This is a genomic window from Pseudomonas sp. TE3786, assembly GCF_054057335.1.
In genome coordinates, this window is record NZ_JBSRZF010000020.1 from 1 (window position 1) to 25,020 (window position 25,020).

At 61.8% G+C, this 25,020-nt stretch carries 25 protein-coding genes; 7 read left to right on the top strand and 18 right to left on the bottom strand.

Annotated elements, in window-relative coordinates:
- Positions 1 to 91 precede the first annotated feature (91 nt).
- The 6 genes from ACVW0Y_RS19380 to ACVW0Y_RS19405 all read right to left on the bottom strand — a co-directional run bounded on the left by ACVW0Y_RS19380 (position 92) and on the right by ACVW0Y_RS19405 (position 4,951).
- Entirely contained in the window at positions 92 to 280 is a 189-nt protein-coding gene (locus ACVW0Y_RS19380) for a DUF1289 domain-containing protein (protein WP_457440580.1), read from the bottom strand.
- Positions 281 to 292: 12 nt separating this feature from the next.
- The gene (gene scpB / locus ACVW0Y_RS19385) at positions 293 to 1,318 is read right to left on the bottom strand and encodes an SMC-Scp complex subunit ScpB (protein WP_457440582.1); all 1,026 of its coding nucleotides are present in this window, start codon (positions 1,316 to 1,318) and stop codon (positions 293 to 295) included.
- 13 nt (positions 1,319 to 1,331) lie between these two features.
- The gene (locus ACVW0Y_RS19390) at positions 1,332 to 2,030 is read right to left on the bottom strand and encodes a segregation and condensation protein A (protein WP_457440733.1); all 699 of its coding nucleotides are present in this window, start codon (positions 2,028 to 2,030) and stop codon (positions 1,332 to 1,334) included.
- A gap of 149 nt (positions 2,031 to 2,179) precedes the next feature.
- Positions 2,180 to 3,409, bottom strand: coding sequence for a tryptophan--tRNA ligase (locus ACVW0Y_RS19395; RefSeq protein WP_457440584.1), 1,230 nt, complete (start codon positions 3,407 to 3,409; stop codon positions 2,180 to 2,182).
- Positions 3,410 to 3,429: 20 nt separating this feature from the next.
- Positions 3,430 to 4,059 carry an L-threonylcarbamoyladenylate synthase gene (locus ACVW0Y_RS19400; protein WP_457440586.1) on the bottom strand — a complete coding sequence of 210 codons (630 nt, stop codon included), beginning with the start codon at positions 4,057 to 4,059 and terminating at the stop codon, positions 3,430 to 3,432.
- A gap of 28 nt (positions 4,060 to 4,087) precedes the next feature.
- Positions 4,088 to 4,951, bottom strand: coding sequence for a PHP domain-containing protein (locus ACVW0Y_RS19405; RefSeq protein ID WP_457440588.1), 864 nt, complete (start codon positions 4,949 to 4,951; stop codon positions 4,088 to 4,090).
- A gap of 167 nt (positions 4,952 to 5,118) precedes the next feature.
- Here ACVW0Y_RS19405 and ACVW0Y_RS19410 point away from each other — a divergent pair, with 167 nt between their 5' ends.
- The 6 genes from ACVW0Y_RS19410 (at position 5,119) to ACVW0Y_RS19435 (ending at position 10,030) form a co-directional block, all read left to right on the top strand.
- On the top strand, positions 5,119 to 5,739 hold the full coding sequence (locus ACVW0Y_RS19410) for a septation protein A (RefSeq protein WP_457440590.1): 621 nt from the start codon (positions 5,119 to 5,121) through the stop codon (positions 5,737 to 5,739).
- Between the two features lies 1 nt (position 5,740).
- Positions 5,741 to 6,040, top strand: a complete 300-nt coding sequence (locus ACVW0Y_RS19415) for a YciI family protein (RefSeq protein WP_457440592.1) — start codon at positions 5,741 to 5,743, stop codon at positions 6,038 to 6,040.
- Between the two features lie 32 nt (positions 6,041 to 6,072).
- Positions 6,073 to 6,501 carry a hypothetical protein gene (locus tag ACVW0Y_RS19420; RefSeq protein ID WP_457440594.1) on the top strand — a complete coding sequence of 143 codons (429 nt, stop codon included), beginning with the start codon at positions 6,073 to 6,075 and terminating at the stop codon, positions 6,499 to 6,501.
- A gap of 41 nt (positions 6,502 to 6,542) precedes the next feature.
- Positions 6,543 to 7,220 (top strand): response regulator transcription factor, encoded by a 678-nt coding sequence (locus tag ACVW0Y_RS19425; RefSeq protein WP_457440596.1) that lies wholly within the window; start codon positions 6,543 to 6,545, stop codon positions 7,218 to 7,220.
- A 239-nt stretch (positions 7,221 to 7,459) separates the two neighbouring features.
- Complete coding sequence (locus tag ACVW0Y_RS19430; RefSeq protein ID WP_457440599.1) at positions 7,460 to 7,903, top strand: Spy/CpxP family protein refolding chaperone; 444 nt, start codon at positions 7,460 to 7,462, stop codon at positions 7,901 to 7,903.
- Positions 7,904 to 8,698: 795 nt separating this feature from the next.
- Entirely contained in the window at positions 8,699 to 10,030 is a 1,332-nt protein-coding gene (locus ACVW0Y_RS19435; protein WP_457440601.1) for a HAMP domain-containing sensor histidine kinase, read from the top strand.
- Positions 10,031 to 10,166: 136 nt separating this feature from the next.
- Here ACVW0Y_RS19435 and ACVW0Y_RS19440 read toward each other — a convergent pair whose 3' ends face one another.
- The 3 genes from ACVW0Y_RS19440 to zwf are packed head-to-tail and all read right to left on the bottom strand — an operon-like array spanning position 10,167 to position 13,012.
- Positions 10,167 to 10,838 (bottom strand): bifunctional 4-hydroxy-2-oxoglutarate aldolase/2-dehydro-3-deoxy-phosphogluconate aldolase, encoded by a 672-nt coding sequence (locus tag ACVW0Y_RS19440; protein WP_457440603.1) that lies wholly within the window; start codon positions 10,836 to 10,838, stop codon positions 10,167 to 10,169.
- A gap of 1 nt (position 10,839) precedes the next feature.
- Positions 10,840 to 11,556: a 6-phosphogluconolactonase gene (gene pgl / locus ACVW0Y_RS19445; protein ID WP_457440605.1), complete on the bottom strand. Its 717-nt coding sequence runs from the start codon at positions 11,554 to 11,556 to the stop codon at positions 10,840 to 10,842.
- Positions 11,543 to 13,012, bottom strand: a complete 1,470-nt coding sequence (zwf, locus tag ACVW0Y_RS19450) for a glucose-6-phosphate dehydrogenase (RefSeq protein WP_457440607.1) — start codon at positions 13,010 to 13,012, stop codon at positions 11,543 to 11,545. The genes pgl and zwf overlap by 14 nt, the downstream gene beginning before the upstream one ends.
- A gap of 211 nt (positions 13,013 to 13,223) precedes the next feature.
- On the opposite strand from zwf, the gene ACVW0Y_RS19455 reads away from it, so the two are divergent.
- Entirely contained in the window at positions 13,224 to 14,084 is an 861-nt protein-coding gene (locus tag ACVW0Y_RS19455; RefSeq protein ID WP_457440735.1) for a MurR/RpiR family transcriptional regulator, read from the top strand.
- Positions 14,085 to 14,184: 100 nt separating this feature from the next.
- On the opposite strand, the gene ACVW0Y_RS19460 is transcribed toward ACVW0Y_RS19455, so the two are convergent.
- The 9 genes from ACVW0Y_RS19460 to ACVW0Y_RS19500 form a co-directional block, all read right to left on the bottom strand.
- Positions 14,185 to 15,033, bottom strand: coding sequence for a D-hexose-6-phosphate mutarotase (locus tag ACVW0Y_RS19460; protein WP_457440737.1), 849 nt, complete (start codon positions 15,031 to 15,033; stop codon positions 14,185 to 14,187).
- Between the two features lie 85 nt (positions 15,034 to 15,118).
- A complete protein-coding gene (locus ACVW0Y_RS19465) occupies positions 15,119 to 16,342 on the bottom strand; it encodes a carbohydrate porin (RefSeq protein ID WP_457440609.1) in 1,224 nt (407 codons plus the stop codon).
- A 254-nt stretch (positions 16,343 to 16,596) separates the two neighbouring features.
- On the bottom strand, positions 16,597 to 17,754 hold the full coding sequence (locus ACVW0Y_RS19470; protein ID WP_457440611.1) for an ABC transporter ATP-binding protein: 1,158 nt from the start codon (positions 17,752 to 17,754) through the stop codon (positions 16,597 to 16,599).
- Positions 17,755 to 17,757: 3 nt separating this feature from the next.
- Positions 17,758 to 18,603 carry a carbohydrate ABC transporter permease gene (locus ACVW0Y_RS19475; protein ID WP_457440738.1) on the bottom strand — a complete coding sequence of 282 codons (846 nt, stop codon included), beginning with the start codon at positions 18,601 to 18,603 and terminating at the stop codon, positions 17,758 to 17,760.
- 19 nt (positions 18,604 to 18,622) lie between these two features.
- Entirely contained in the window at positions 18,623 to 19,531 is a 909-nt protein-coding gene (locus tag ACVW0Y_RS19480; protein ID WP_457440613.1) for a carbohydrate ABC transporter permease, read from the bottom strand.
- 134 nt (positions 19,532 to 19,665) lie between these two features.
- A complete protein-coding gene (locus tag ACVW0Y_RS19485; RefSeq protein WP_457440615.1) occupies positions 19,666 to 20,958 on the bottom strand; it encodes an ABC transporter substrate-binding protein in 1,293 nt (430 codons plus the stop codon).
- A gap of 115 nt (positions 20,959 to 21,073) precedes the next feature.
- The gene (locus tag ACVW0Y_RS19490) at positions 21,074 to 22,342 is read right to left on the bottom strand and encodes a D-mannose isomerase (protein WP_457440617.1); all 1,269 of its coding nucleotides are present in this window, start codon (positions 22,340 to 22,342) and stop codon (positions 21,074 to 21,076) included.
- A gap of 455 nt (positions 22,343 to 22,797) precedes the next feature.
- Entirely contained in the window at positions 22,798 to 24,291 is a 1,494-nt protein-coding gene (locus tag ACVW0Y_RS19495; protein WP_457440619.1) for an ATP-binding protein, read from the bottom strand.
- Positions 24,281 to 25,012 carry a response regulator gene (locus ACVW0Y_RS19500; RefSeq protein WP_457440621.1) on the bottom strand — a complete coding sequence of 244 codons (732 nt, stop codon included), beginning with the start codon at positions 25,010 to 25,012 and terminating at the stop codon, positions 24,281 to 24,283. The genes ACVW0Y_RS19495 and ACVW0Y_RS19500 overlap by 11 nt, the downstream gene beginning before the upstream one ends.
- Between the last annotated feature and the right edge of the window lie 8 nt (positions 25,013 to 25,020).

Sequence of the window (25,020 nt, forward strand, 5' to 3'; positions counted from 1 at the left end):
CAAGTTGCTGCACATCGCTTACGGCGTACTCAAATCGGGACAACCCTTCGATGCGCAAAAGGCGCTTGCTCACTGATGGGCAAGACGGTATCTACTTGCGTTTGCCCTTCTTCTTGCCCATGCCTTTTAACCGCTGCTGCGCTTCGGCCAGCACAGCACGTTTCTCGGGCTTATCCATCTTCTTCCACCCCTTGATCTCTTCCTTGCTGCGCCCACAGCCGATACAAATTCGTTCGTCGAACTTACAAATGCTGATGCAAGGATCTTTGCTATCGCCCATCACGGTTCTCGCTTAGTCGCGGAAGTATTCCTGTTCTTCCCGAATGGCACGGGCCAGAGCTTCTTCTTCGGTTTCTTCGCGGGGCTCAGGTGCAACTGGCGTTACGGGGACAGGAGCGGGTGGCGGTTGGGTGGCGACCTTGTTGCGCAGCACCTCTAGCGCCTCTAGCGCCTCTTCGGCGGACATGGGCTCTTCGTCTTCGTCGTCGGCCCATGCGGCATCGGCGCGGGCTTGCAGGTCGGAGGGCACGGGCTTGTCGTCGCTGTATTCTTCGACGGGGGGCGCTACGGGGGGCGGCTCATAGTCGTCGGGCAAATCGTCGAAGTCGGTTTTCAGGCCTTGTTCCATCGAGTCCAGTTCAGCCAGCAGGCTGCCGAAGCTTTTCTCTTCGCTCGGTTCGGGCGCTGCGCCCTCTTCGCCTTCGGTGGCCACGTCGGCGCGGGCTTGCAGGCTTTCGGGTACTGGCAGGTCGTCCTGGTCGAAACCGAGCATGGGTTCGGGTTCCAGTTCGCGCAGGGCGGCCAGGGGTGGCAGGTCGTCGAGGTTCTTGAGGTTGAAGTGGTCGAGGAACTGTTTGGTGGTGGCGAACATGGCCGGTTTGCCGGGTACGTCGCGGTAGCCGACGACGCGTATCCACTCGCGTTCGAGCAGGGTTTTGACGATTTGGGTGTTTACGGCCACGCCGCGTACGTCTTCGATTTCGCCGCGGGTGATGGGTTGGCGGTAGGCGATCAGGGCCAGGGTTTCCAGCATGGCGCGGGAGTAGCGTTGCGGGCGTTCTTCCCACAGGCGGCCGACCCAGGGGGCGTAGATTTCGCGCACTTGCAGGCGGTAGCCGCTGGCGACTTCTTTGAGTTCAAAGGCGCGGCCAGCGCAGGATTTTTCCAGGGCGGCCAGGGCTTTTTTGAATACGGCGGGCTCGGGGCGCTCGCCTTCTTCAAAGAGTTCGTAGAGGCGCTCCAGCGATTGCGGTTTGCCGCTGGCAAGCAGGAAGGCTTCGAGAAGTGAGGCCAGTTCTTTGGGGTCGTTGAGGTTCATGCTGGGCTCAGTGTTATTCGGCGCGGGCGCGTACGTGAATCGGCCCGAAAGCCTCGTTTTGTACCAGCTCGACCAGTTGCTCTTTGATCAATTCCAGTACCGCCATAAAGGTCACCACCACGCCCAACTTGCCTTCTTCGGCGAGGAACAGGCTGACGAAGGGCACGAAGCCGGCACCTTTCAGGCGTTCCAGCACGTCGCTCATGCGCTCGCGGGTGGACAGGGTTTCGCGGGTGATCTGGTGGCTTTCGAACATGTCGGCGCGGCGCAGTACTTCGGCCATGGACAGCAGCAGCTCTTCCAGGCTGACATCCGGTAGCAGTTTGCGCGCCCGCGCTTCGGGGGCGTCCAGGCGCGGTACGGTGAGGTCGCGGCCGACGCGGCTGATCTGGTCGATGCCTTCGGCGGCGGCTTTGTAGCGTTCGTATTCTTGCAGGCGGCGGATCAGTTCGGCGCGCGGGTCGTCTTCTTCTTCCTCGGCTTCGCTGGAGCGCGGCAGCAGCATGCGCGATTTGATTTCGGCGAGCATGGCGGCCATTACCAGGTACTCGGCGGCCAGTTCCAGGCGCACCGACTGCATCAGCTCGACGTAGCCCATATATTGCTTGGTGATCTCGGCCACGGGGATGTCGAGCACGTCGATGTTCTGTTTGCGGATCAGGTACAGCAGCAGGTCGAGCGGGCCTTCGAAGGCTTCGAGGAATACCTCCAGCGCATCCGGGGGGATATACAGGTCCACCGGCATTTCGGTGATGGCTTTGCCGTACACCAGGGCGAATGGCAGCTCCTGCTGGGCGCCGGCCTGGCTATCGACTTCGCTGGGGGTGGTGTCCTGCATAAGGTCCTTTATCGGCTGCGTGGTTAACGGTAGGTCAAGCCCAGTGCGGCACGCACTTCCACCAGGGTTTCGCGGGCCTCGTCGCGCGCCCGTTCGGCGCCCTCGGCGAGGATGTTGCGCACCAGTTCCGGGCTGTCCTGGTAATCCATGGCGCGCAGTTGCAGCGGTTTCAGTTCAGCCTGCACGGCTTCGATCAGCGGGCCTTTGCAGTCGACGCAGCCAATGCCGGCGCTGCGGCAGCCTTGCTGCACCCACTCACGCGTCGGCGCGTCGGAGTACACCTCATGCAACTGCCAGACCGGACAGCGGCTGGGCTCGCCCGGGTCGTCGCGGTGCACGCGCGCCGGATCGGTGGGCATGCGCCGCAGTTTGTCGTCGACTTCGCTCGGGGTGTCGCGCAAGTAAATGGCGTTGCTATTGCCGCCCTTGAAATGGGAGGTGGCCATCTTGCCGCCATCCAGCCCGGCCATTTTCGGCGATTCGCTGAGCAGGGCCTGGGGTTCGGGCAGCAGCACTTTACCGCCGCCTTCGAGATAGCCAAATAGGCGCTCTTTATCGCCGAGGGTGATGCTCTGCACTTCTTTGAGCAGGGCGCGGGCGGTGTCCAGGGCTTCGCTGTCGCCCTGTTCCTGGAAGGCTTTGCGCAAGCTGTTGTAGAGCTTGGCGGTTTTTTTGCCCAGGCGCAGGATGGCCGCTTCGGCCTTGGCTTCAAAGCCCGGCTCGCGGCCGTATAGGTGATTGAAGCGGCGCGCCACTTCGCGGGCAAATTCGATATGCGGCAGCTGGTCGGAGCCCACCGGCACCAGGCCGGCGCGGTACAGCAGAATGTCGGCGGCCTGCAGCAGCGGGTAGCCGAGAAAGCCGTAGGTACCGAGGTCTTTGTGGTGCAGTTGGTCTTGCTGCTCTTTGTAGGAGGGCACGCGTTCCAGCCAGCTGAGCGGGCAGATCATCGACAGCAGCAGGTGCAGCTCGGCGTGCTCGGGCACTTGCGATTGGATAAACATATTCGCCGAGCTGGGGCTGACGCCAGCGGCCAGCCAGTCGACGGCCATATCGCAAACATGCTGGGCAATCTGCCCGACTTCGTCGTAGTCGGTGGTCAGTGCATGCCAGTCGACGATGCAGAAAAAGCATTCGTACTCGTGCTGCAGTTTTACCCAGTTTTTCAGCACACCGTGGTAGTGGCCCAGGTGCAGCCGGCCACTGGGGCGCATGCCAGACAGTACACGGCGTTGCGGGTCGACCAGGCTCAAGCGTTGATTCCTTCAACCATCTAGGCGTCAGCCTCGAAGGGCGTGGGGTCGCCACAGCCGACGCGCACCAGCACCACTTCGTCGTCCACCAGGCTGACCACGGTGGAGGCTGCCAGGCCGCCAAAGCCGCCGTCGATAATCAGGTCGACCTGATGCTCGAGGATCTGGCGCATTTCATAGGGGTCGCTCATCGGCTCTTTTTCGCCGGGCAGTATCAGGCTGGTGCTCATCAGCGGCTCGCCGAGTTCTTCCAGCAGCGCCTGGGCAATCGGGTGGCTGGGCACGCGCAGGCCGATGGTGCGGCGCTTGGGGTGCAGGAGCATGCGCGGCACTTCGCGGGTGGCGTTGAGAATAAAGGTGTAGGGCCCCGGCGTATGGCCCTTGAGCAGGCGGAAGGCACCGGTATCCACCTTGGCGAACAGGCCCAGTTGCGAGAGGTCGCGGCACACCAGGGTGAAGTTGTGTTTGTCGTCTAGCTGGCGCAGGCGGCGAATGCGCTCGACGGCGGTTTTGTCGCCGATATGGCAGCCCACGGCATATGACGAATCGGTGGGATACACCACCACGCCACCGGCCTTGATGATTTCAACGGCTTGCTTGATCAGCCGCGCTTGCGGGTTTTCCGGGTGCACCTGGAAAAATTGACTCACGGGAGTTCCCTTCTCGAAGGCATGCGGCTCAGCCGGCAGCAGCGTGTTGGACATGATCGAAACGCAACCACAGTGGTGCCAGGTCTTCCGGTAGCGGGCGGTACATGCCCAGCTCGGACCAGTCTCCTGGGGCGTGGAAGTCACTGCCGACGCTGGCCAGCAGACCGAATTCACGGGCAAGTATCGCCAGACCGCCAATCTGCTCGGCCGGCTGCATGCCATTGACCACTTCCAGCGCCTGGCCGCCAGCGGCGACGAAGTCGATGATCAGCTTGCGCCGTTTGCTACGGGTGAAATCGTATTGCCAAGGGTGCGCCAGGCTCACCCAGGCACCCGCTTCACGCAGGGTGCCGACGGCTTGTTCGAGCGTTGGCCAATGCTGTTTGACGTCGCCGAGCTTGCCCGAGCCCAGCCACTTGCGGAACGCTTCGGCGCGGTCTTTGACGTAGCCTTCGCGCACTAGAAAATCAGCGAAATGCGGACGGGCCGGAGCGTTGCCGCTGTCGCCGAGTTCCTGCTGGATGGCCCGGGCACCATCGAGGGCACCGGGCATGCCTTTGAGCGCCAGGCGCCGATCGATCTCTTCGGCGCGTAGCCAGCGGCCACTGTGCAGGTCGGCAATCGCCTGTACCAGGGCCGGCGCCGTAGCCGCGAAGCCGTAGCCGAGCACGTGGATGGTGGCACCGCCCCAGGTGCAGGACAGCTCGACGCCATTGATCAGTTGCATATCCAGCTCGACGGCGGCGCTGCGCGCTTCGTCGAGGCCTTCGAGGGTGTCGTGGTCGGTGAGGGCCAGAACCCGCACGCCGCGCTCGTGGGCGCGGGCGACCACCACGGCGGGCGCGAGGGCACCGTCGGAAGCGGTGCTATGGCAGTGCAGGTCAACAGTCATCAACTAAGGCTCTCTGAATCAAAGGGTCTGTTTGCAATAGATAGCAGGGCTGACAAACAGTTGGTACGAAAAAAACCACGCGGTGGCACAAAGTCTGCGCCGCTGCGCCTAGCTCTACGGTTCGGGTTTGTTATTATGCCGGCACATCCAGCTTCTGGCTTGCCACTGTGAAACAATTCCTCGACTTCATTCCGCTTATCCTGTTTTTCATCGTTTTCAAGCTTGAACCCCGCGCGGTCGAACTGTTCGGCCACACCTACATGCTAGGCGGTATTTTCAGTGCCACCGCCATGCTGATCGCCAGCTCCATTGTGGTGTACGGCATTTTCTTTATCGTTCAGAAGCGTCTGGAGAAAAGCCAATGGCTCACCCTGATCGCTTGCCTGGTGTTCGGTAGCCTCACGCTGGCCTTCCACAGCGAAACCTTCCTGAAGTGGAAAGCGCCGGTAGTCAGCTGGTTGTTTGCCCTGGCCTTTTTCGGCAGCCACTTTATCGGCGACAAGCCGCTGATCCAACGCATGATGGGCCACGCGGTCAGCCTGCCGGAGCCGATCTGGGTAAAGCTGAACATCGCCTGGATTGTGTTCTTTATCGTCAGCGGTGCCGCCAACCTGTTTGTGGCCTTTACCTTCCAGAGCATCTGGGTGGACTTCAAGGTGTTCGGCAGCCTGGGCATGACCCTGCTGTTCCTGATCGGTCAGGGCATCTTCCTGGCCAAGCATATTCACGACGTCGAGGCTGACCCTGCGGCAGCCACCAAGACCGTCCCTTCCGAAAACAAGGACTGACATGCTCTACGCGATTATCGCCACCGACGTGGCCAATTCCCTGGAAGCCCGCCTTTCCGTGCGCCCTGCCCACCTGGCCCGTCTGGAACAGCTGAAAAGCGAAGGCCGCCTGGTGCTCGCCGGCCCGCACCCGGCCGTGGACAGCAATGACCCCGGTGCCGCCGGTTTCAGCGGCAGCCTGATCGTGGCCGAGTTCGACTCGCTGCTCGCCGCGCAAAGCTGGGCCGATGCCGACCCGTACCGCGCCGCTGGCGTGTACGCCAACGTGATCGTCAAACCGTTCAAGCTGGTCCTGCCCTAACCCCGTCGCACTCAACAGATTAAGGAAAGTCGATGCGCCAAGGCCCTTTGTCCCTGCTGTTCGCTGCATCGCTGTTGATTGGCTCTACCCCGTTGCTTGCCGAAGAACCCCCAGTGGTAGCGGCTGGCGAATCCACCGCAAGCGCCGAGCAAACGCAGTTACAACAGGAGGTGGATAGCCTGGAGCAACGCCTGGGCGAAAGTGAGCGGCTGCGCGCCGAGCTCACGACCCAGCTGCAGAGCAGTGCCGAAGTGCGCGAGAACGCCGTGATCGGCCGCTTGCGCCAGGAAAACCAGCGGCTCAAATTGCAGCTCAAAGAAGCCCAGGCCAGCCAGCAGGCGCCGCTGCTCAGCGAAGAGCAAAGCTGGTTCGCCATTGGTGCGGCGGTCACCCTGGTGGCCCTGTTCTGCGGTGCCTTGCTGCGTGGCGGGCGTAAAGGCCGCCGCGAATGGATCAACTGACCGTTGTTTATCGATAGCTCTTGGCGAAGTAGACCAGCCTTATGTCAACTCTCTTACTGATCGACGATGACGTGGAACTCTGCGAGCTGCTGAGCAGTTGGCTGGGCCAGGAAGGCTTTTATGTACGCGCCTGCCACGACGGGCGCAGCGCACGAGCGGCGTTGGCCAGTGAGTCGCCAGCGGCGGTGGTCTTGGATGTGATGCTGCCCGATGGCAGCGGCCTGGAACTGCTCAAGCAACTGCGCAGCGACCACCCCGACCTGCCGGTGCTGATGCTCTCGGCCCGCGGCGAACCGCTGGACCGCATCCTCGGCCTGGAGCTGGGCGCCGACGATTACCTGGCCAAACCCTGCGACCCCCGCGAGCTCACCGCCCGCCTGCGCGCCGTATTGCGCCGCAGCGTGCCGGTCGCCACCCCTAGCCAGGTGGAACTCGGTGACCTGGCCTTTAGCCCGGTGCGCGGTTCGGTGACCATTGCCGGCCATGACGTGGTGCTGACCGTCTCCGAAAGCCGCCTGCTCGAAGCCCTGCTGCGCCAACCGGGCGAACCGGTGGACAAACAGGAACTGGCGCAGCTGGCCCTGGGCCGCAAGCTGACCCTGTACGACCGCAGCCTGGACATGCACGTCAGCAACCTGCGCAAAAAAATCGGCCCGCACGCCGACGGCCGCCCACGCATCCTGGCGCTGCGTAGCCGCGGTTACTACTACAGCGCCTGAAACCCCACGATCTCGCAGGAGCGGCTTTAGCCGCGATGCTTTTTGCCGTTTACAGGCCCAATCAATCGCGGCTGAAGCCGCTCCTACGGACTGCATGGGGGCCTTGTGTAAAGCCAACAGTCCGCTATGTAGCAACGTCTTTACCTAAGCTTTACTGCCGCCTGACCGCGCTTGACCTTGCGTTCCCTAGACTGGGCACATCCGGCAAACATGCCGGTTTGCAGACAAGGAGATACCCCATGCGTAAGACCCTCATCGCCGCTCTGTTTGCCGCTGCCCTGCCAACCCTGGCCATGGCCCAGCCATCGCCAGGCGAAGACGGCGCGCGCCCTCCGTTCGCCCATGACGGTGGCCCACGTGGCGAACACCGCGGCCCAGGCCCGTTTGCCGATCTGGACCTGAGCAAAGAACAACGCCAAGCCATCGGCAAGATCATGGGCGAACAGGCCCACAGCCGTGACGAGCTGACCAAGCGTTACCTGGACAAGCTGTCGGATGCCGACAAAAAGGCCATGCACGACGAGATCAAAGCCAAACGTGAGGCCACCGACGGCAAGATCCGCGCCCTGCTCAACCCTGAGCAGCAAAAGGCGTTCGACGAGAAACACAAACAGATGGAAGCGCGCCGTGCCGAGTGGCAAGAGTTCCAGGCGTGGAAGGCCAAGCAGGCTAAAGCGCAGTAACTGGCCAGGCGATAGCGCATAGCTTGCTAAAACCTCCGTCGTCCCAGCGCAGGCCGGGACCCAGAATTTCCAGGCGTGCGACTATCGTGCACCACCCTCTATTCTGGATTCCAGCCTGCGCTGGAATGACGGAGTACCACCCCTTCCGGCCCAACCGTCGGGTGGGTTTTGTTTCTGCTAAAACCTCCGTCGTCCCAGCGCAGGCTGGGACCCAGAATTTCCAGGCGTGCGACTATCGTGCACCACCCCCTATTCTGGATTCCACCTGCGTTGCAATTACGGAGTACCAACCCATCCGGCCCAACCGCCGGGTGGGTTTTGTTTCTGCTAAAACCTCCGTCGTCCCAGCGCAGGCTGGGACCCAGAATTTCCAGGCGTGCGGCTATCGTGCACCACCCTCTATTCTGGATTCCAGCCTGCGTTGCAATGACGGAGTACCACCCCATCCGGCCCAACCGCCGGGTGGGTTTTGTTTTTGCTAAAAACCTCCGTCGTCCCAGCGCAGGCTGGGACCCAGAATTTCCAGGCGTGCGGCTATCGTGCACCAACCTCTATTCTGGATTCCAGCCTGCGTTGCAATGACGGAGTACCACCCCTTCCGGCCCAACCACCGGGTGGGTTTTGTTTCTGCTAAAACCTCCGTCGTCCCAGCGCAGGCTGGGACCCAGAATTTCCAGGCGTGCGACTATCGTGCACCGCCCTCTATTCTGGATTCCAGCCTGCGTTGCAATGACGGAGTACCAACCCATCCGGCCCAACCGCCGGGTGGGTTTTGTTGGTTTATAAGGAGTCGTTGTGCGCTCACTTTTTTGGCGGATATTTGCCAGCTTCTGGCTGGCCGTGGTGTTGGTGGCCGGCCTGTCGATGCTGCTTGGGCGCATGCTTAACCAGGACGCCTGGATTCTCAGCCAGCACCCCGGCCTGCAAGGGATTCCCGAGCAGTGGGCAAGCATCTACGAAAGCAAAGGCCAGCGCGCCGCCCAGGACTTTCTGGAGCAGCGCAAACATGATTTCCGCATCGACACCCAGGTACTCGATGACAGTGGCAACGCGATTATTCAAGGCACCTTTCCGCCCCGCGCCGCGGCCTTTGAGAAGCGCCAGCACGACGACCCGCGCCGCCTGCCCTGGCGTCGCCTGACCACCGAATACACCAGCCCCGGCAGTGGCGACACCTACCTGTTTATCTACCGCATTCCGCACCCGGAGCTGGACGAATGGCATCGCGGCAGCTTGCTGTTGCCGTTCAGCGCCCTGGGCATCGCCTTTCTGGTGCTGACCGCACTGAGCCTGCTGCTAACCCTGTCGATCACCCGCCCCCTGGGGCAACTGCGCGGCGCGGTGCATGACCTTGGCCAGGCCGCGTACCAGCAACACACCCTCGCCCGCCTGGCCAATCGCCGCGACGAGTTCGGCGTGCTGGCCGGCGATTTCAACCGTATGGGCGAACGCCTGCAGGACCTGATCAGCAGCCAGCGCCAGCTGCTGCGCGATGTGTCCCACGAACTGCGTTCGCCGCTGGCGCGCTTGCGTATTGCTCTGGCGTTGGCCGAGCGTGCAGAGCCCGAAGACCGGGTAAAACTCTGGCCACGCCTGGAACGTGAATGTGATCGCCTGGAAGCGCTGATCAGCGAAATTCTGGCGTTGGCACGGATGGACGCCAACCTGGGCCCGGCACAACCGGTGAACATCGCCGCGCTGTTCGACAACCGCCAGCAGGAAGCGCAGCTCAACGAGCCGGAGCAGCCCGTGAACCTGCAGATCGAGCCGGGGCTGACGCTGGCCGGCTGGCCGGACATGCTTGAACGCGCGCTGGACAATTTGCTGCGAAATGCCCTGCGCTTTAATACGCCCGGGCACGCTATCGAGCTGCGCGCCGAGCGCTTGGGTGAGCAGGTGCGGTTGAGTGTGCGCGACCATGGGCCCGGCGTGCTGCCCGAGCACCTGGCGCGCCTGGGCGAACCCTTCTATCGCGCTCCTGAGCAGAGCGCGCCGGGCCACGGCCTCGGCCTGGCCATCGCTCGCCGCGCCGCAGAACGGCATGGCGGTACGTTGGAATTGGCCAATCATCCAGAGGGTGGGTTTGTGGCCAGTCTGGTGTTGCCGGTGGCGATGGTCGTGGCATAAAAAAACCGCCTTTCGACGGTTTTTTTGGCGCGCTTCGATCCAGCATTCTGGGCCCCGGGTGACGGAGGTGTTGCTAGCCATCCCCGTCGCCCCAGCGAAGGCTGGGGGCCAGAATATTCCGTCTTACGCATCCAACTTATGCATCCAACAAGGCCAACGCCTCCTGGCTCACCTGGGTAACCCGCGCCCAGTCGCCGGCCTTGGTCCAGGCGCTGTCGAGCATCCAGCTGCCGCCCACGCACATCACATTGGGTACCGCCATATAGGCCAGCAGGTTGTCCGGCTTGACCCCGCCAGTGGGGCAGAAACGTACCTGATTGAACGGCCCGCCCAACGCTTTCAACGCCGGGATGCCACCGCAGGCTTCCGCCGGAAACAGCTTGAAGCGCCGGTAGCCCATGCCATAGCCCAGCATCAGATCCGACGCGCCACCGACACCCGGCAGAAACGGCACCGGGCTGTCGACGGCAAAGCGCAGCAGCTCTGCGGTGCAACCGGGGCTGACGATAAATTGCGCGCCCGCCTCTTCTGCGGCCTGGAACATCTGCGCGTCAAGAATGGTCCCGGCGCCGATGCACAGCTGCGGGCGCTCTTTGCGCAGAACGCGAATGGCGGTCAGGCCATGTTCGGAACGCAGGGTGATTTCCAGGGTGCGCAAACCGCCGGCGGCCAGGGCATCAGCCATGGGCAGAATCTGCGCTTCGTTGTCGATGGTCACCACCGGCAGAATGCGCGCCGCACGGCAAATGGCGTCGATCTGCGCGGTCTTCTCTTCCATGCTCGGGGTCACGCTGTTGAGGAGTGTCATGTCAGGGGCACCAGTAAATAGTCAGCGGCGAGCGCAGGAAGGCACGGATCGGCATGGCCAGGGCATCATCGCCCACCAGCGCGGTACGCAAGGTCGCCAGCTTGGCGGGGCCTTGCACGGCAAGAAAGATCGACCGCGCTGAAGCCAGCAGCGGCAAGGTCATGGTGATGCGTTGGTGCGGCACGCTGGGGGCCAGCATCGGCAGGCAGCGTTGCGGGCAGTCGGCGCTCAAGGCCAGGGCCAGTTGCGGGCTGTTGGGGAACAGCGAGGCCGTGTGGCCATCGTCGCCCATGCCCAGCACCAGTACGTCCAGCGGTTGCGGCAGTTCGGTCAGGGCCAGGTTGGCACCGGCCACCGAAGCGTCCAGGCTCGTCGGGCTGCGATACAGGCCGATGAAATGGGCTCGCGCCGCGTCGCCACGCAGCAGATGGCGCTTGAGCAGGGCTTCGTTGCTGTCGCCATGTTCGGTGGGCACCCAGCGCTCGTCGGCGAGGCTGACCACCACCCGCGCCCAGTCGAGTTTGTGGCTCGACAAGGCTTCGAGAAACGCCACCGGGCTACGGCCACCGGATACCACCAGGCTGGCGAAATCGCGTTCACGCAGCGCCGCGTTCAAGGCATCGGCAACGGCCACGGCCAGATCCTGCGCCTGCTGTTTGGCCGAAGCTTGGCTGAGCGCCTGCACACCGGCGGGGAATTGCAGTTCAGAGATCACCATACCAGGACCTCCCATCACGGGTAATCAACGCCATCGCCGCCATTGGTCCCCAGGAACCGGCCGCGTACGGCTTGGGTGGGTCGCCAAGCTGTTTCCAGCCGGCAATCAATTGGTCGCACCACAGCCAGGCGTGTTCGACCTCGTCTTTGCGTACGAACAGGTACTGGTTGCCCTGGGTGACTTCCAGCAACAGCCGTTCATAGGCGTCGGGAATGCGCGCTGCTTTGTAGGTTTCCGAGAAGTTCAGCTGCAACGGACCGCTGCGCAGCTGCATGCCTTTGTCCAGGCCCTGGTCTTTGGTCATCACCTGCAGGGAAATGCCCTCGTCCGGCTGCAGACGGATGATCAGCCGGTTGCTCACCAGCGGCCGCTGCTCGGGGGCAAAGATGTAGTGCGACGACTCTTTGAAGTGGATAACGATCTGCGACAGTTTCTGCGGCATGCGCTTGCCGGTACGCAGGTAGAACGGCACGCCGGACCAGCGCCAGTTACGGATTTCCGCACGCACGGCGACGTAGGTTTCGGTGTCGCTCTGCAGGTTGGCGTTGTCCTCTTCGAGGTAACCCGGCACCGGTTTGCCGGCGCTGCTGCCGGCCACGTATTGGCCACGCACCACCTCACGGCTCATGTGTTCCGGGGTGATCGGTGCCAGTGCCTTGAGCACCTTCACTTTCTCATCGCGGATGCTGTCGGCGGACAGGTCGCTGGGCGGGTCCATGGCGATCAGGCACAGCAGCTGCAACAGGTGGTTCTGGATCATGTCGCGCAGTTGCCCGGCCTGATCGAAATAGCCCCAGCGCCCTTCGATGCCCACCACTTCGGCCACGGTGATTTCCACATGGGAGATATGGTGTTGGTTCCACTGGGTTTCGAACAGGCTGTTGGCGAAACGCAGGGCGATCAGGTTCTGTACCGTCTCTTTGCCCAGGTAATGGTCGATCCGGTAGATCTGCGATTCGGGGAAATGCGCGGCTACGGCGTCGTTAATGGTGCGCGACGACTGCAGGTCGTGGCCGATGGGTTTTTCCAGCACCACGCGGGTTTTCTCGGCCAGGCCGCAGGCCGCCAGGTTGGCGCAGATCGGGCCATAGACGAACGCCGGGGTGGCGAAATAGGCGATCAGGGTGTCGGCATCGCCCACCTCGGCCACCAGCGCGGCGTAATCCTCGGCCTTGGCGAACTCCATGCTGATATAGCTCAGGCGCTGGCGGAAACGCTGGAGCACTTCGCCATCCAGGTCCATCACCGGGATATAGCGGTGCATCCAGTCATCGATAAACGTCAGGTGCGTGCTGGGTTCACCCTGGTCGCGGGCGAGGCAGACGATACGCGTATCGGCGTGCAACAGACCGGCGCGGTCGAGCTGATACAGGGCAGGAAAAAGTTTGCGCAGCGCCAGATCGCCAAGGGCGCCAAACAGGATAAGGGTGCAGGGTTTTGCAGTGATCACGGGCATGATATTTGTTCTTTTATCAAGTATTGGAAGAAATACCGCGTTAACCGGACTAAATCAAGCTTAAATGTTGTAAACAAAACAACATTTCGCAGTAATCACTGTCGGCAGTGGCCGTTTGCCCGGCCCCACAGTTAGGATAGGCCGCCCTGCCCGCGCCTCAAGCGCAACGGCGGCATTGGCTGGCAATCACCGAGGAAACCAGATGGAACGCGTGCGTAACCTGTTGGAGCAGATCCAGAGCCGGCTCAGCGAACTGAATAAAGCCGAGCGCAAGGTGGCCGAGGCCATTCTGCGCAGCCCGCAACAGGCCACCCGTTTCAGCATCGCCACCTTGGCCCAGGAAGCGCAGGTCAGCGAACCCACCGTAAACCGTTTCTGCCGCTCGTTTGGCGTCAGCGGTTACCCCGAACTGAAAATGCAGCTGGCCCAGAGCCTGGCCAGCGGCGCTGCTTATGTAAGCCGCGCAGTGGAAGCCGACGATGTGCCCGAGGCCTATACGCAGAAAATCTTCGGCAGCGCCATCGCCTCTCTGGACAGCGCCTGCCGCGCGCTGGACCCGCTGAAAATCAGCCGCGCCGTCGACCTGTTGATCCAGGCCCGGCAAATCAACTTCTTCGGCCTGGGGGCCTCGGCCTCGGTAGCCCTGGACGCCCAGCACAAATTCTTTCGCTTCAACCTGGCGGTGACCGCCCATGCCGACGTACTGATGCAGCGCATGCTGGCCTCGGTGGCGCATACCGGCGATCTGTTCGTGATCATTTCCTACACCGGCCGCACCCGCGAGCTGGTGGAAGTGGCGCGCGTGGCGCGGGAAAACGGTGCCTCGGTGCTTAGCCTGACCGCCGCCAACTCGCCGCTGGCCAAGACCAGCACCCTGAGCCTGGATATACCCCTGCCCGAGGACACCGACATCTATATGCCGATGACCTCGCGCATCATCCAGCTCACCGTGCTGGACGTGCTGGCGACCGGCGTTACGTTGCGCCGCGGGGTGGATTTCCAGCCGCATCTGCGCAAGATCAAAGAGAGCCTGAATGCCAGCCGGTATCCCAACGAAGACGATCCGGGCTAGGTAAATCCAGGATTGGCGTTTGCCTCAATCGCGGCTAAAGCCGCCCCTACAGGAACCCACAATCCGTAGGAGCGGCTTTAGCCGCGATGCTTTCAAGTGTTCACAAAAGCCGCGCGTGCAAATTCAGCGCAGCGGTCTCTCCTGGCCCGATGGTCACGCTATCTTCCCGGCAACTCGCCGCCTGCACCGAGACAAACCCCAGCGCTTCATGCCAGCCGACATCGGCCAACGGCCTGGAACCTGGGTGCCAGACCACCGTATTGGCACCACCTGTGGTATCGATCTGCAAACGCCGACGCCAGAGCTGGTCTTCCAGCTCCACCCGCCCCGCTTGCCGGTAAACCCGGTGACAGCCGTTATCAAAACGCAACTCGGCACCGGCCGGGAAATCGGCGCGAGCCACCAGGTCATAGCCATCGGCCTGTTCCAGGCCGCGCAAGCCCACCTGGGCCATATCGCCGACCCGCCAATAGCCATGCAAGGCGTGGCTGAGCTGGCACGGCTCACTGTCCTGATGCTGGGTGACCAAGCGCAGCTTCAGCTCGGAGCCCAATTCGGCAAACAGGTCTACCTGCCACTCACATAAATCCAGCCGCCAATGCAGGCGCACGCCATTGGCGTCCGCTTCATGGCTGAGCAGCTCCCAATCACTGAGGCGCGCCCAGCCGTGGGACGGCCAACCGCTTTCGGTGGGGTGACGGCTAAACCACGGCCAGCACACCGGTACGCCGCCACGAATGGCACCATGCCGGGGCCAGCGCGCGGCGCACCAGAGCCAAGGCCGTTGGCCCTTGGGCTGGAAATGCAGCAGCTGCCCGCCCTGGCGGCTGAACACCGCTTCGCAGGTCGGGTGGCTGATTAAAAAGAGGTCGCGCTCCTGATGGCGCGTCCAACTGAAAAGGGGCTTGCCAGCTCCAGCCAGCAGCGCGCTCAGAGGGTTCTCCTCCACACGCATCTGCTCGCTGGCAGCTACAAGTTCCGGGCGCGGCACGATGGGCTTTGCTGTTCTACGACTCATCGACCGCGCTCAGGCATTACTTCCACCAGTACTCGACTTGCACACCAAAGTTGGAGCCGTGCAGATCGCTGCCGAAGGCACCGGTGTCGGACAGCGCCGAGCCTGCAGCGAGCAGGTTGGCCGAACGTTGTGCGGCTTCGTTCCACTGCGCATAGGTGTAGTACAGACGCACCTCAGGACGGGTAGTGAAACCAGGGCCCATTGGCGACCACGCCGGGGCAACGGTGAACTTGGTCATCTTGCGGGTGCCGCCTTCGGCTTCCACTTGGTCATGACCGATTTCGGTGATCAGCTTGATGGTGTCGGTAATCGCGTAAACCGGGCGCACGCCCACCGACATCCAGTTCTGCTCGTTGCCACTTTCCAGCTTGTTGTGTTCGTAGACCGCCTCGAACTGGCCACCGAAGTGCTTGGTCACCTGCCAGTCAAAGAACTCCACCAAACGCCAGGTTTTGGCACTGTCGTCGAGGGTTGGGTCGCCGGTGTAACCCAGCGCGGTACCCGGGCCTACACCGTATTGGAAGGCCATGGTGTTGACGCCACCGAGGAACTCTTTCTGCTTGTGCTGCACGGCGAAGGAGTAACCGCTATGGGCATCGGTGCTGTCGGGCTTGTCGATATAGCTGACGCCAAGCTGCAGAGTGCCGTTGGTGTTGGTGTTGAAGCCGTCGACGTTGAAGTCATGACGGTTGATGTACGGTTCCTGGTCGTAGTTGTCTTTACGCGAGAACACGTAGCTGTACTTCAGGTCACCCATCTGCACTTCGTCCAGACCGAAACCGGTGGCGCTTTGGTTCCAGTAGAAGAAGTCGGAGATATGGATGTCGTTACGTTTGTAGAAACGACGCCCCGCCCAGAACGAACCGCCATTGAGCGCGGGCATATTGCTCCACTCGGCGTACATCTGGTTCATCCGCGCGAAGCCATAGTCGCCGGTGTATTTGGGGGTCTTGTCGTATTGGTTGTAGAGCTGGGCCATGCCCTCGACGCTCAGTACCGAGCCATCGTCGAGCTTGAACAGGTCCTGGCGCAGATCGAGCTCGGTGTACTGCTCGCATTCGTTACCAAGTCGGTATTTGGATTTGGCACCTTGCAACTGGAAGCATTGCTGGCCGGAGCTGTTTACCGAGGTACCCATGCCGTTACGGGTGTAACCGCTGAATTCCAGCGCCTGGGCAGACCAGGGAAACATTGCCAGGGCGCACGGCAGTGCCCAGAGGCCTTTCTTCATTGTGTTCATATCCACTCCACTCATTTTTATTGTTGTTGCGCTTCGGATAACACCCAGACGGGAGCGCACGAAAATCAGTGCCCATCCCGCGCTGATCTGAGCGGCCTTGCGGCCGCGTAAATCGCCCTGCCTTGCGACAGAGGTACTTATCCATCCCCTCCCCCGGGCTACTTCCTTGCGAGTAAAAAAACAGCCGGGGCGCTAGCCAAAGGAACCGCGCACCACAGCTGAAAACCACGCAAACCCGGTCTCACTCCCACGCCTTAGCGCGGGATCAAACGCGTTACGCGGCCTGCTTTCTCAGCAGGCTGCGACTTTCCCAACAGCCCCAGGCGCTCTCCGCTTTGGGCGTCGAAGAGCAGCACCTTGTCAGGATCGAATTGCAGTTCCAGGGTTTCGCCGACTTTCGGTGCCATATCCGGTGCCAGACGGCAGCAGACCTTGGTCTGGTTGAGGTTGACGAACACCAGGGTGTCCGGGCCGGTGGGCTCGATCACTTCCACTTCGGTGAGAATGCTCGGCAGATTCGAGCCGGCGCTGGCCAGGCTGATCTGCTCAGGGCGGATGCCGAGGATCACTTCGCGGTTTTCCAGGCCTTCGTCCTGCATCGCCAGCGGCAGCTCGCAGCGCGCCTGGCCGGAATCCAGCAAGGCCAGCAGACGGCCGTCACGGCGCTGCAGACGCAGGGGAATAAAGTTCATCGGCGGCGAGCCAATAAAGCTGGCGACAAACAGGTTGGCCGGGTCGTTGTAGATCTGCTGCGGCGTGCCGAACTGCTGGACGATGCCGTCCTTCATCACCGCCACTTTATCGCCCAGGGTCATGGCTTCGATCTGGTCGTGGGTGACGTAGACGGTGGTAGTTTTCAGGCGCTGGTGCATCAGCTTGATTTCGGTACGCATCTCTACGCGCAGCTTGGCGTCGAGGTTCGACAGTGGTTCGTCGAACAGGTAGATCTTCGGCCGCCGCGCCAGGGCCCGGCCCATGGCCACGCGCTGTTGCTGACCACCGGACAGTTGCCCGGGCTTGCGCGTCAGCAGGTGTTCAATCTGCAGCAGCTTGGCAACGCGCGACACTTCTTCTTCGATGGCCGCCGGGCTCATCTTGCGCATCTTCAAACCGAAGGCGATGTTCTCGCGTACGTTCATGGTCGGATACAGGGCGTAGCTCTGAAACACCATGGCGATGTCACGGTCTTTCGGGCTCATGCCGCTGATGTCGGCACCGTCCACCAGAATCTCGCCACCGGTGATGTTTTCCAGGCCGGCGATGCAGTTCATCAGGGTCGATTTACCGCAGCCCGATGGCCCGACCAGAATCAGAAACTCGCCAGACTCGATCTTCAGTTCGATGTCTTTGAGGGTGTCCGGCAGGCCGCTGCCGTAGGTCTTTTTGACGTTCTTGAGTTCTAGAGTTGCCATGCTTTACCCCTTGACCGCGCCGGCCGTGAGCCCACGCAGGAAATACTTGCCCGCGACGATGTAGACCAACAGCGTTGGCAGGCCGGCGATCATCGCCGCCGCCATGTCTACGTTGTATTCCTTGGCCCCGGTGCTGGTGTTCACCAGGTTGTTGAGGGCCACCGTGATCGGTTGTGCGTCGCCACTGGCGAACACCACACCAAAGAGGAAGTCGTTCCAGATCTGGGTGAATTGCCAGATCAGGCAGACCATGATGATCGGCACCGACATCGGCAGCAGAATCCGCCCGAAGATGGTGAAGAAGCCGGCACCGTCGAGACGCGCCGCTTTCACCAGGGCATCCGGAATCGCCACGTAGTAGTTACGGAAGAACAGCGTGGTAAAGGCCATGCCGTAGACCACATGGATCAGCACCAGGCCCGCGGTGGTGTTGGCCAGGCCGAACTTGCCGAGGGTGAACGAGGCCGGCAGCAGCACGGTCTGGAACGGCAGGAAGCAGCCGAACAGCAGCAGACCGAAGAACAGTTGCGAGCCACGGAAGCGCCACATCGACAGCACGTAGCCGTTCATGGCCCCGATAAAGGTGGAGATCAGCACCGCTGGCACGGTGATCTTCACCGAGTTCCAGAAGTAGCCGCCAACGATGTCCCAGGCCTTGATCCAGCCGATGCCATCGACCACTTGCGGCCAGCTCAGCAGGTTGCCGGTGCGGATATCGTCGGGGCTTTTGAAGCTGGTCAGCAGCATCACCACCAGCGGAATCAGGTACACCGCCGCCGCACCGAACAGGGTGACGTAGATCGCCACCCGGCTGAAGCTGAAGGAAGTCTTGGCGAACGGGCGGGCCATTGGCGTTACAGCAATCGAATCAGTCATGGCGTTTGTTCCGCAGCTCGGAATACAGGTACGGCACCAGAATGGTCAGGATCGCGCCCAGCATCAGCATGGCGCTGGCTGAACCGATGCCCATCTGGCCGCGGCTGAAAGTGAAGGAATACATAAACATCGCCGGCAGATCGGAGGAGTAGCCGGGGCCGCCGGCGGTCATTGCGGCCACCAGGTCGAAGCTCTTGATCGAGATATGCGCGAGGATCATAAAGGCGCTGAAAAACACCGGACGCAGGCTTGGCAGCACGATGCGCAGGTAGATGGTCGGCAAGCTCGCGCCATCCACCTGAGCGGCACGAATGATCGACTGATCGACGCCACGCAGCCCGGCCAGAAACATCGCCATGACAAACCCCGAGGCCTGCCATACGGCAGCGATCACCAGGCAATACACCACGCGCTCCTGATCCACCAGCCAGTCCAGGCGGAAGCCTTCCCAGCCCCAGTCACGCAGCATCTTGTCCAGGCCCAGGCCCGGGTTGAGCAGCCACTTCCAGGCAGTACCGGTGACGATCATCGACAGCGCCATCGGGTACAGGTAGACGGTGCGGATAAAGCCTTCCTTGCGAATGCGCTGATCCAGCAGCACCGCCAGAAACACCCCGAGCACCAGGCTGATGCCGATAAACAGGCCACCAAACATCACCAGGTTCTTGCTCGCCACCCACCAGCGATCGTTATCCAGCAGACGCACGTATTGCTGTACGCCGACCCACTTGTAGCTCGGCATAAAGCTCGAATTGGTAAAGGACAGAATGAACGTCCAGAGGATGTATCCGTAGAAGCCCACCAGAATCAGCAACATGCTCGGCGCAACCACCAGCTTCGGTAGCCAGCGCTGCAGTGCGTCGAACGGTGAGGCCTTGTTAAATACCGCCACGGTGCTCATCGGCAAAACCCATCATAGAGAAAATCGGTGCAAACGCTCCCAACGACAGCTGCGGGGGCCGCTGTCGTTGGCAGGGTTTGAGTGTTGTAAAAGGCCGCCGGCGAACCGGCGGCCTGCTGTTGCAAAAGCGCGCCTTACAGAGCCGCTTTGATAGCCGAAGCCATCTGCGCACCGGCCTTGGCCGGATCGGCGTTCTTGTCGCTCATGAAGTTGGTCACCACATCGAAGATAGCCCCTTGTACCGCCAGGGACGTCGCCATGTTGTGGGCCATGCTTGGCTTCAGGGTGCCGGCCTTGTCGGCGGCCTTGAAGTCAGCCATAGCGGCTTGACCACAGCTGTCGAACTTGGTCATGTCCAGGTCATCACGCACCGGGATAGAACCCTTGTTCTGGTTGAACACGTACTGGAACTCGGGCTCGAGGATGATCTTCGCCACTTCGTTCTGCGCGGCGATATTGCCCGGCGTGTTGTTCTTCGCCGAGAGCTTGAACATGGCCAGCGAGTCGATGTTGTAGGTGAAGCTGCCCTGGGTACCCGGGAACGGTACGCACTCGAAGTCGCTGCCGGCTTTCTTGCCTGCCGCGCTCCACTCGCTCTTCGCCCAGTCACCCATGATCTGCATACCGGCTTTGCCGTTGATCACTTTGGCCGCTTCCAGGTTCCAGTCCTGGCCAGTGCCATCCGGGTCCATGTAGCCCTGGAGTTTTTTCAGGGCCTTGAACACTTCGGTCATTTTCGCGCTGGTGAGTGTGGCTTCATCCTGCTCGATAAAGGCCTTGGTGTAGCCGTCGGCACCCATGATGCTCAGCACCAGGTCTTCGAATACGGTGCTGTCCTGCCATGGCTGACCGCCGTGAGCCAGCGGAATCAGGCCGGCTGCCTTGAATTTTTCAGCAGCGGCGAACAGTTCGTCGAGGGTGGCCGGTGCCTTGTCGATGCCGGCCTTTTTCATTGCTACGGGGTTGATCCACAGCCAGTTCACGCGGTGAATGTTCACCGGTACGGCGACGTAGTGACCGTCGTACTTCATGGTGTTGGCGACGGTTTTGGACAGCAGCTTGTCCCAGTTATTGGTCTTGGACACATCGTCCAGATCGGTCAGCAAACCGAGGGCACCCCAGTCCTGCAGGTCGGGGCCTTTGATCTGTGCGGCCGATGGCGGGTTGCCGGAAACGGCGCGGGTTTTCAGTACGGTCATGGCAGCAGCACCACCACCGCCGGCCACGGCGCTGTCTTTCCAGGTGTAGCCGTCTTTTTCCACCAGCTTGCGCAGCACGTCGATGGCTTTGGCTTCACCACCGGAAGTCCACCAATGCACTACTTCTACAGTGCCTTTGGACTCTGCAGAGGTATCGGCGGCAAGGGCGCTGAGGGGGAATAACGAGGCGAGGGAAATAACAGCAGCGAGTCGGTTGATCGCGTTCATCTGAAGTACCTTCTTGTTGTTATACAGGCAAGTCGGAAGCTTGCGTTGCGATGGATTCTAATCATGCAGTCCAGCTCCTGAGGTAACGAAGGGATGCGTTAATGTCACCAGCCGGTTACATAGCCGGGGACGTTGTACAAAGTTCGCCAAGCGCAGCCGTCAGGCTAGGTGCCAAGGGCACTTGCGGCAGGCAGACGGCCTGATACGCGTGGTACAGATCGGGCTTGCCGGCCCAGATGGTGGCCGCGGGTTTATTGCCGGTATCCAGCTCGTGATGCCAGCTGCCCTGCTCGCGGTCGATGAAATGGCGCTCGATAAAATCCCAGAAGCGCCGGTACCACACTTCATAACGCTGCTCGCCCGTGCGCTTGAGCAAGGCCGCGGCGGTGGCAGTCGCCTCGGCATGCACCCAATGCAGCCGTGGGCGCACCACCGGCTGGTTCTGCCAGTCGAGGGTATAGACCAGCCCCGGCGCACCATCGACATTCCAGGCGTAACGGCAGGCACCGTCGAACAGGCCGACGGCGTCATGCAGCAGCCAGTCCGGTGCCGCATAGCTGGCACGCTGCAAAGCGGCTTCCAGATGCAACACCAGCCGCGCCCACTCAAAGGCATGACCCGGGGTGGTGCCATAAGGACGGAAACCGTCGGCCGGGTTGTCGACGTTGTACTCCAGCTGCGGCTGCCAGTGGCGGTCGAAATGCTCGATCACAGCAAACCCATTGTCGGCGGCATGCCCATGAATCAGGCGCTCGACAATCTCCAGCGCGCGCTCCAGCCAACGGCTGTCACCGGTGGCATCAGCCAGGGCGAGAAAGGCCTCGGTGCCGTGCATATTGCTGTTGGCACCGCGATAGGCTTCTTCATGCGTCCAATCACGAGCGAAGGATTCGCGCAGGGCACCCTCCTCGTCGCTCCAGAAATGCTCTTCAATAATCTGCACGGCCTGGGCTAACAACTCCTGCGCACCGGCCGCGCCGGCCTGCACTGCTGAGCTCGCGGCCAGAGCAACAAACGCATGCAGATAGGCGGCCTTGCCGGTATTGCCATCGCGGTGCTCGGCCTGGGCGTACCAGCCACCGAACTCGGCGTCCCGCAACGGCCCCAGCAAGGCGGCAACGCCGTGCTCGACCAGCTCCAGGCAACCGGGGATACCTTGCACATGGGCCATGGCAAAACTGTGGGTCATGCGCGTGGTGTTCATCGTTTCGGCGACGGCATCGGCCGGCAGACAGCCCTGAGCATCGAGATTGGCAAAGCCCTGCTCGACCTTTGACCCCTTGGCGAAAGCAAGCAGGCGCAGGCCTTCGGTTTGCAGCCAGAGGTGGTGAGCTGGAGCGTGGAGCCAACTGGCAAAATGCGCGTCGTTGCTGTCGCTGGTCATGGGGGTGTCCTGTGCAGATTCTTGATTTTATCGGGTGCCCGAATTCTACCCAGCGTCTGAGTGGGATTGCCGGAAACAGTGCAGAGAAAAGTGTCACAGGGCTGTGACAATGCCCCGGGGTAGAGCGGTTGCTGGACGCTTTAGGTAAGCGGTGGTTTTCGTTACCGCTTGCGCTGAGCGATCTGTTTCGCGCCTTAGGCGCGAGCTTCTGTTGTCGGTCATCGGAATGCCTGCCACGGCAAAGTAGCCAAAGCACTTGCGCCAACCTTGGCCTGCGGTAATTGGGCCGAGTGGATCAAGATCAACAGCCAGATCAGAAGCCTCCCACAGGGAACGAGTTGTTTGAAGGAGCGGCTTCAGCCGCGATCCCTGGAAAAGACAAATCAAGAGCACCACGGCTCACCATGGCTTTTGAAAAGAAGCACACCGCTAACCGATAGCCATCCAGAAAAACGTCAGTCGGAGAACCGTGGCAGGTAGAGGGTGACCCGCAATCCGCCTTCACGCAGGTTTTGCAGGGTCACTTCGCCGCCATGGCTATGGGCGATATTGCGGGCGATGCCGAGGCCCAAGCCGTACCCCTGTTGCTTGCCCGACAAGCGAAAATGCGGTTCAAACACCTGCTCCAAGCGCTGCTCCGGCACCCCCGGCCCTTCGTCATCGACATGCAGAATAAAAGCACTGTCGTTATCTTCGATATGCAGATGCGCCCGCGTGCCGTACTTCAAGGCGTTGTCGATCAAATTGCCCATGCACCGGCGCAAGGCCAGCGGCTTGCCGGCATAGGCAGACATTGCCCGACCATGCAGGCTGACCCGTCCATTACCCTGCGGCGGCAGGTAGGGTTCGATCAGGCAATCGAGCGCCAGATTGAGGTCCACCGGCTCGATATTCTCGTGAATGTCGGTGTCCTTGACGCATTGCAGCGCGCCTTTGACCAGCATTTCCAGGTCGTCGAGGTCGCGGCTGAATTTGCCTTGTACCTTTTCGTCGTCGAGCAACTCTACCCGCAGACGCAGGCGGGTAATGGGTGTGCGCAGGTCGTGGGAGATGGCGCTAAACAGCTGGCTGCGCTCAATCAGGTACCGACTGATGCGTTCGCGCATGGCGTTGAAGGCGCGGCCCACTTCCACTACTTCGCTACCGCCGCCTTCGGCCACCGGGCGCACTTCAGCGGCGCCTAGGGACATGTCCCGCGCCGCCCGCGCCAGGCGTTTGAGCGGCCGGCTTTGCCAGTGCACCAGCACGCCGATAAACGACAGCAGAAAGCTGCTGGTGAGGATGATGAACCACACCTGCTGCGCCGGCAGCCCCTCTTCTTCCAGGCTGGTGTAGGGCTCGGGCAACAGCGAGGCGATGTACAGCCACTCACCGGGCGCCATCTGGATTTGCGTCACTAGTACCGGCGGCTTGACCGGCTCCAGGGTCAGCGCGTAGTGCGCCCAGGAACGCGGCAGTTCGTCGAGTTTCAGGCCGCCGTTGAAGATGCGCAGGTCATCGGGGCTGACGAAGGTCACCAGAATATCGACGTCATTGCCCATGGCTTCACGCAGCACTTCATGCACCGAGTCCAGCACCGCGGTTTTCCGTGGGGTGGGCGGCAGCACCTGCATATCCAGGGGTTTGTCGTTGAGGGTGACGACAAAGCGGGTGCCGCCCATGCTGCGCAACTGGTCGAGCACCAGCGGCCGGTAGGCCAGTGGCAAGGAGCGCAGATAGCTGACGCTGGCGGACATCGAATGGGCCAGGCTGCGGGCGCTGGTGACCAGGCCTTCCAGTTGCGTGGCACGCAGTTGCGACAGCCAGATCACGCTGGACAGGCCCTGGGCCATCAGCACCGAGAGCAGGGTCAGCAGCAACATGCGGCCGAGCAATGAACGCGGCACCGGCACCCAGCCGAACCAGCGCTGGTACCAGGGTTTCGGCGCGACTGGAGCGCTAGGCAGCATTGTGCGGGGTCACCTGGGCCGCCAGCAGATAGCCCGAGCCGCGCACGGTGCGGATCAGCCGCGGCGCCTTGCCGGTGTCCCGCAGGCGTTGACGCAGGCGGCTGACGGCCATGTCGACGATGCGATCAAGCGGCATCGGCTCGCGGCCACGGGTGGCGTTGCCGATGGTGTCGCGGTCGAGAATCTGCTGAGGGTGATCGAGGAAGAGTTTGAGCAAGGCAAAGTCGGCACCGGATAGAAACACCTCTTCGCCATCGAGGTGAAACAGGCGGTGGCTGACCATATCCAGCCGCCACTCATCGAAGGCCAGCACTTCCACGCGGCTGCGTTCCTGGCCGAACTGGGCGCGCCGCAACAGGGCCTTGATCCGCGCTTGCAGTTCGCGCGGGCTGAAGGGTTTACCCAGGTAGTCGTCAGCGCCCAGCTCCAGACCGATCACCCGATCGGCTTCGTCGGAACTGGCCGTCAGCATGATGATCGGCACCTGAGCCAGGCGCGGGTGTTGGCGCACCCAACGGCAAAGGCTGAAGCCATCTTCGTCGGGCAGCATCACATCAAGAATCAGCAGGTCGGCGCTTTCCTCGCCAAGGGCGGCGCGAAAACCGGTGCCGTCAGCCACAGTGCGCACCTGAAAGCCGGCCCGGCTCAGATAGGCTTCCAGCAGCTCACGAATTTCCTGATCGTCATCCACCAGCAAGATGGATTTTCCGGTCTGGCTCAAGGGGCCTT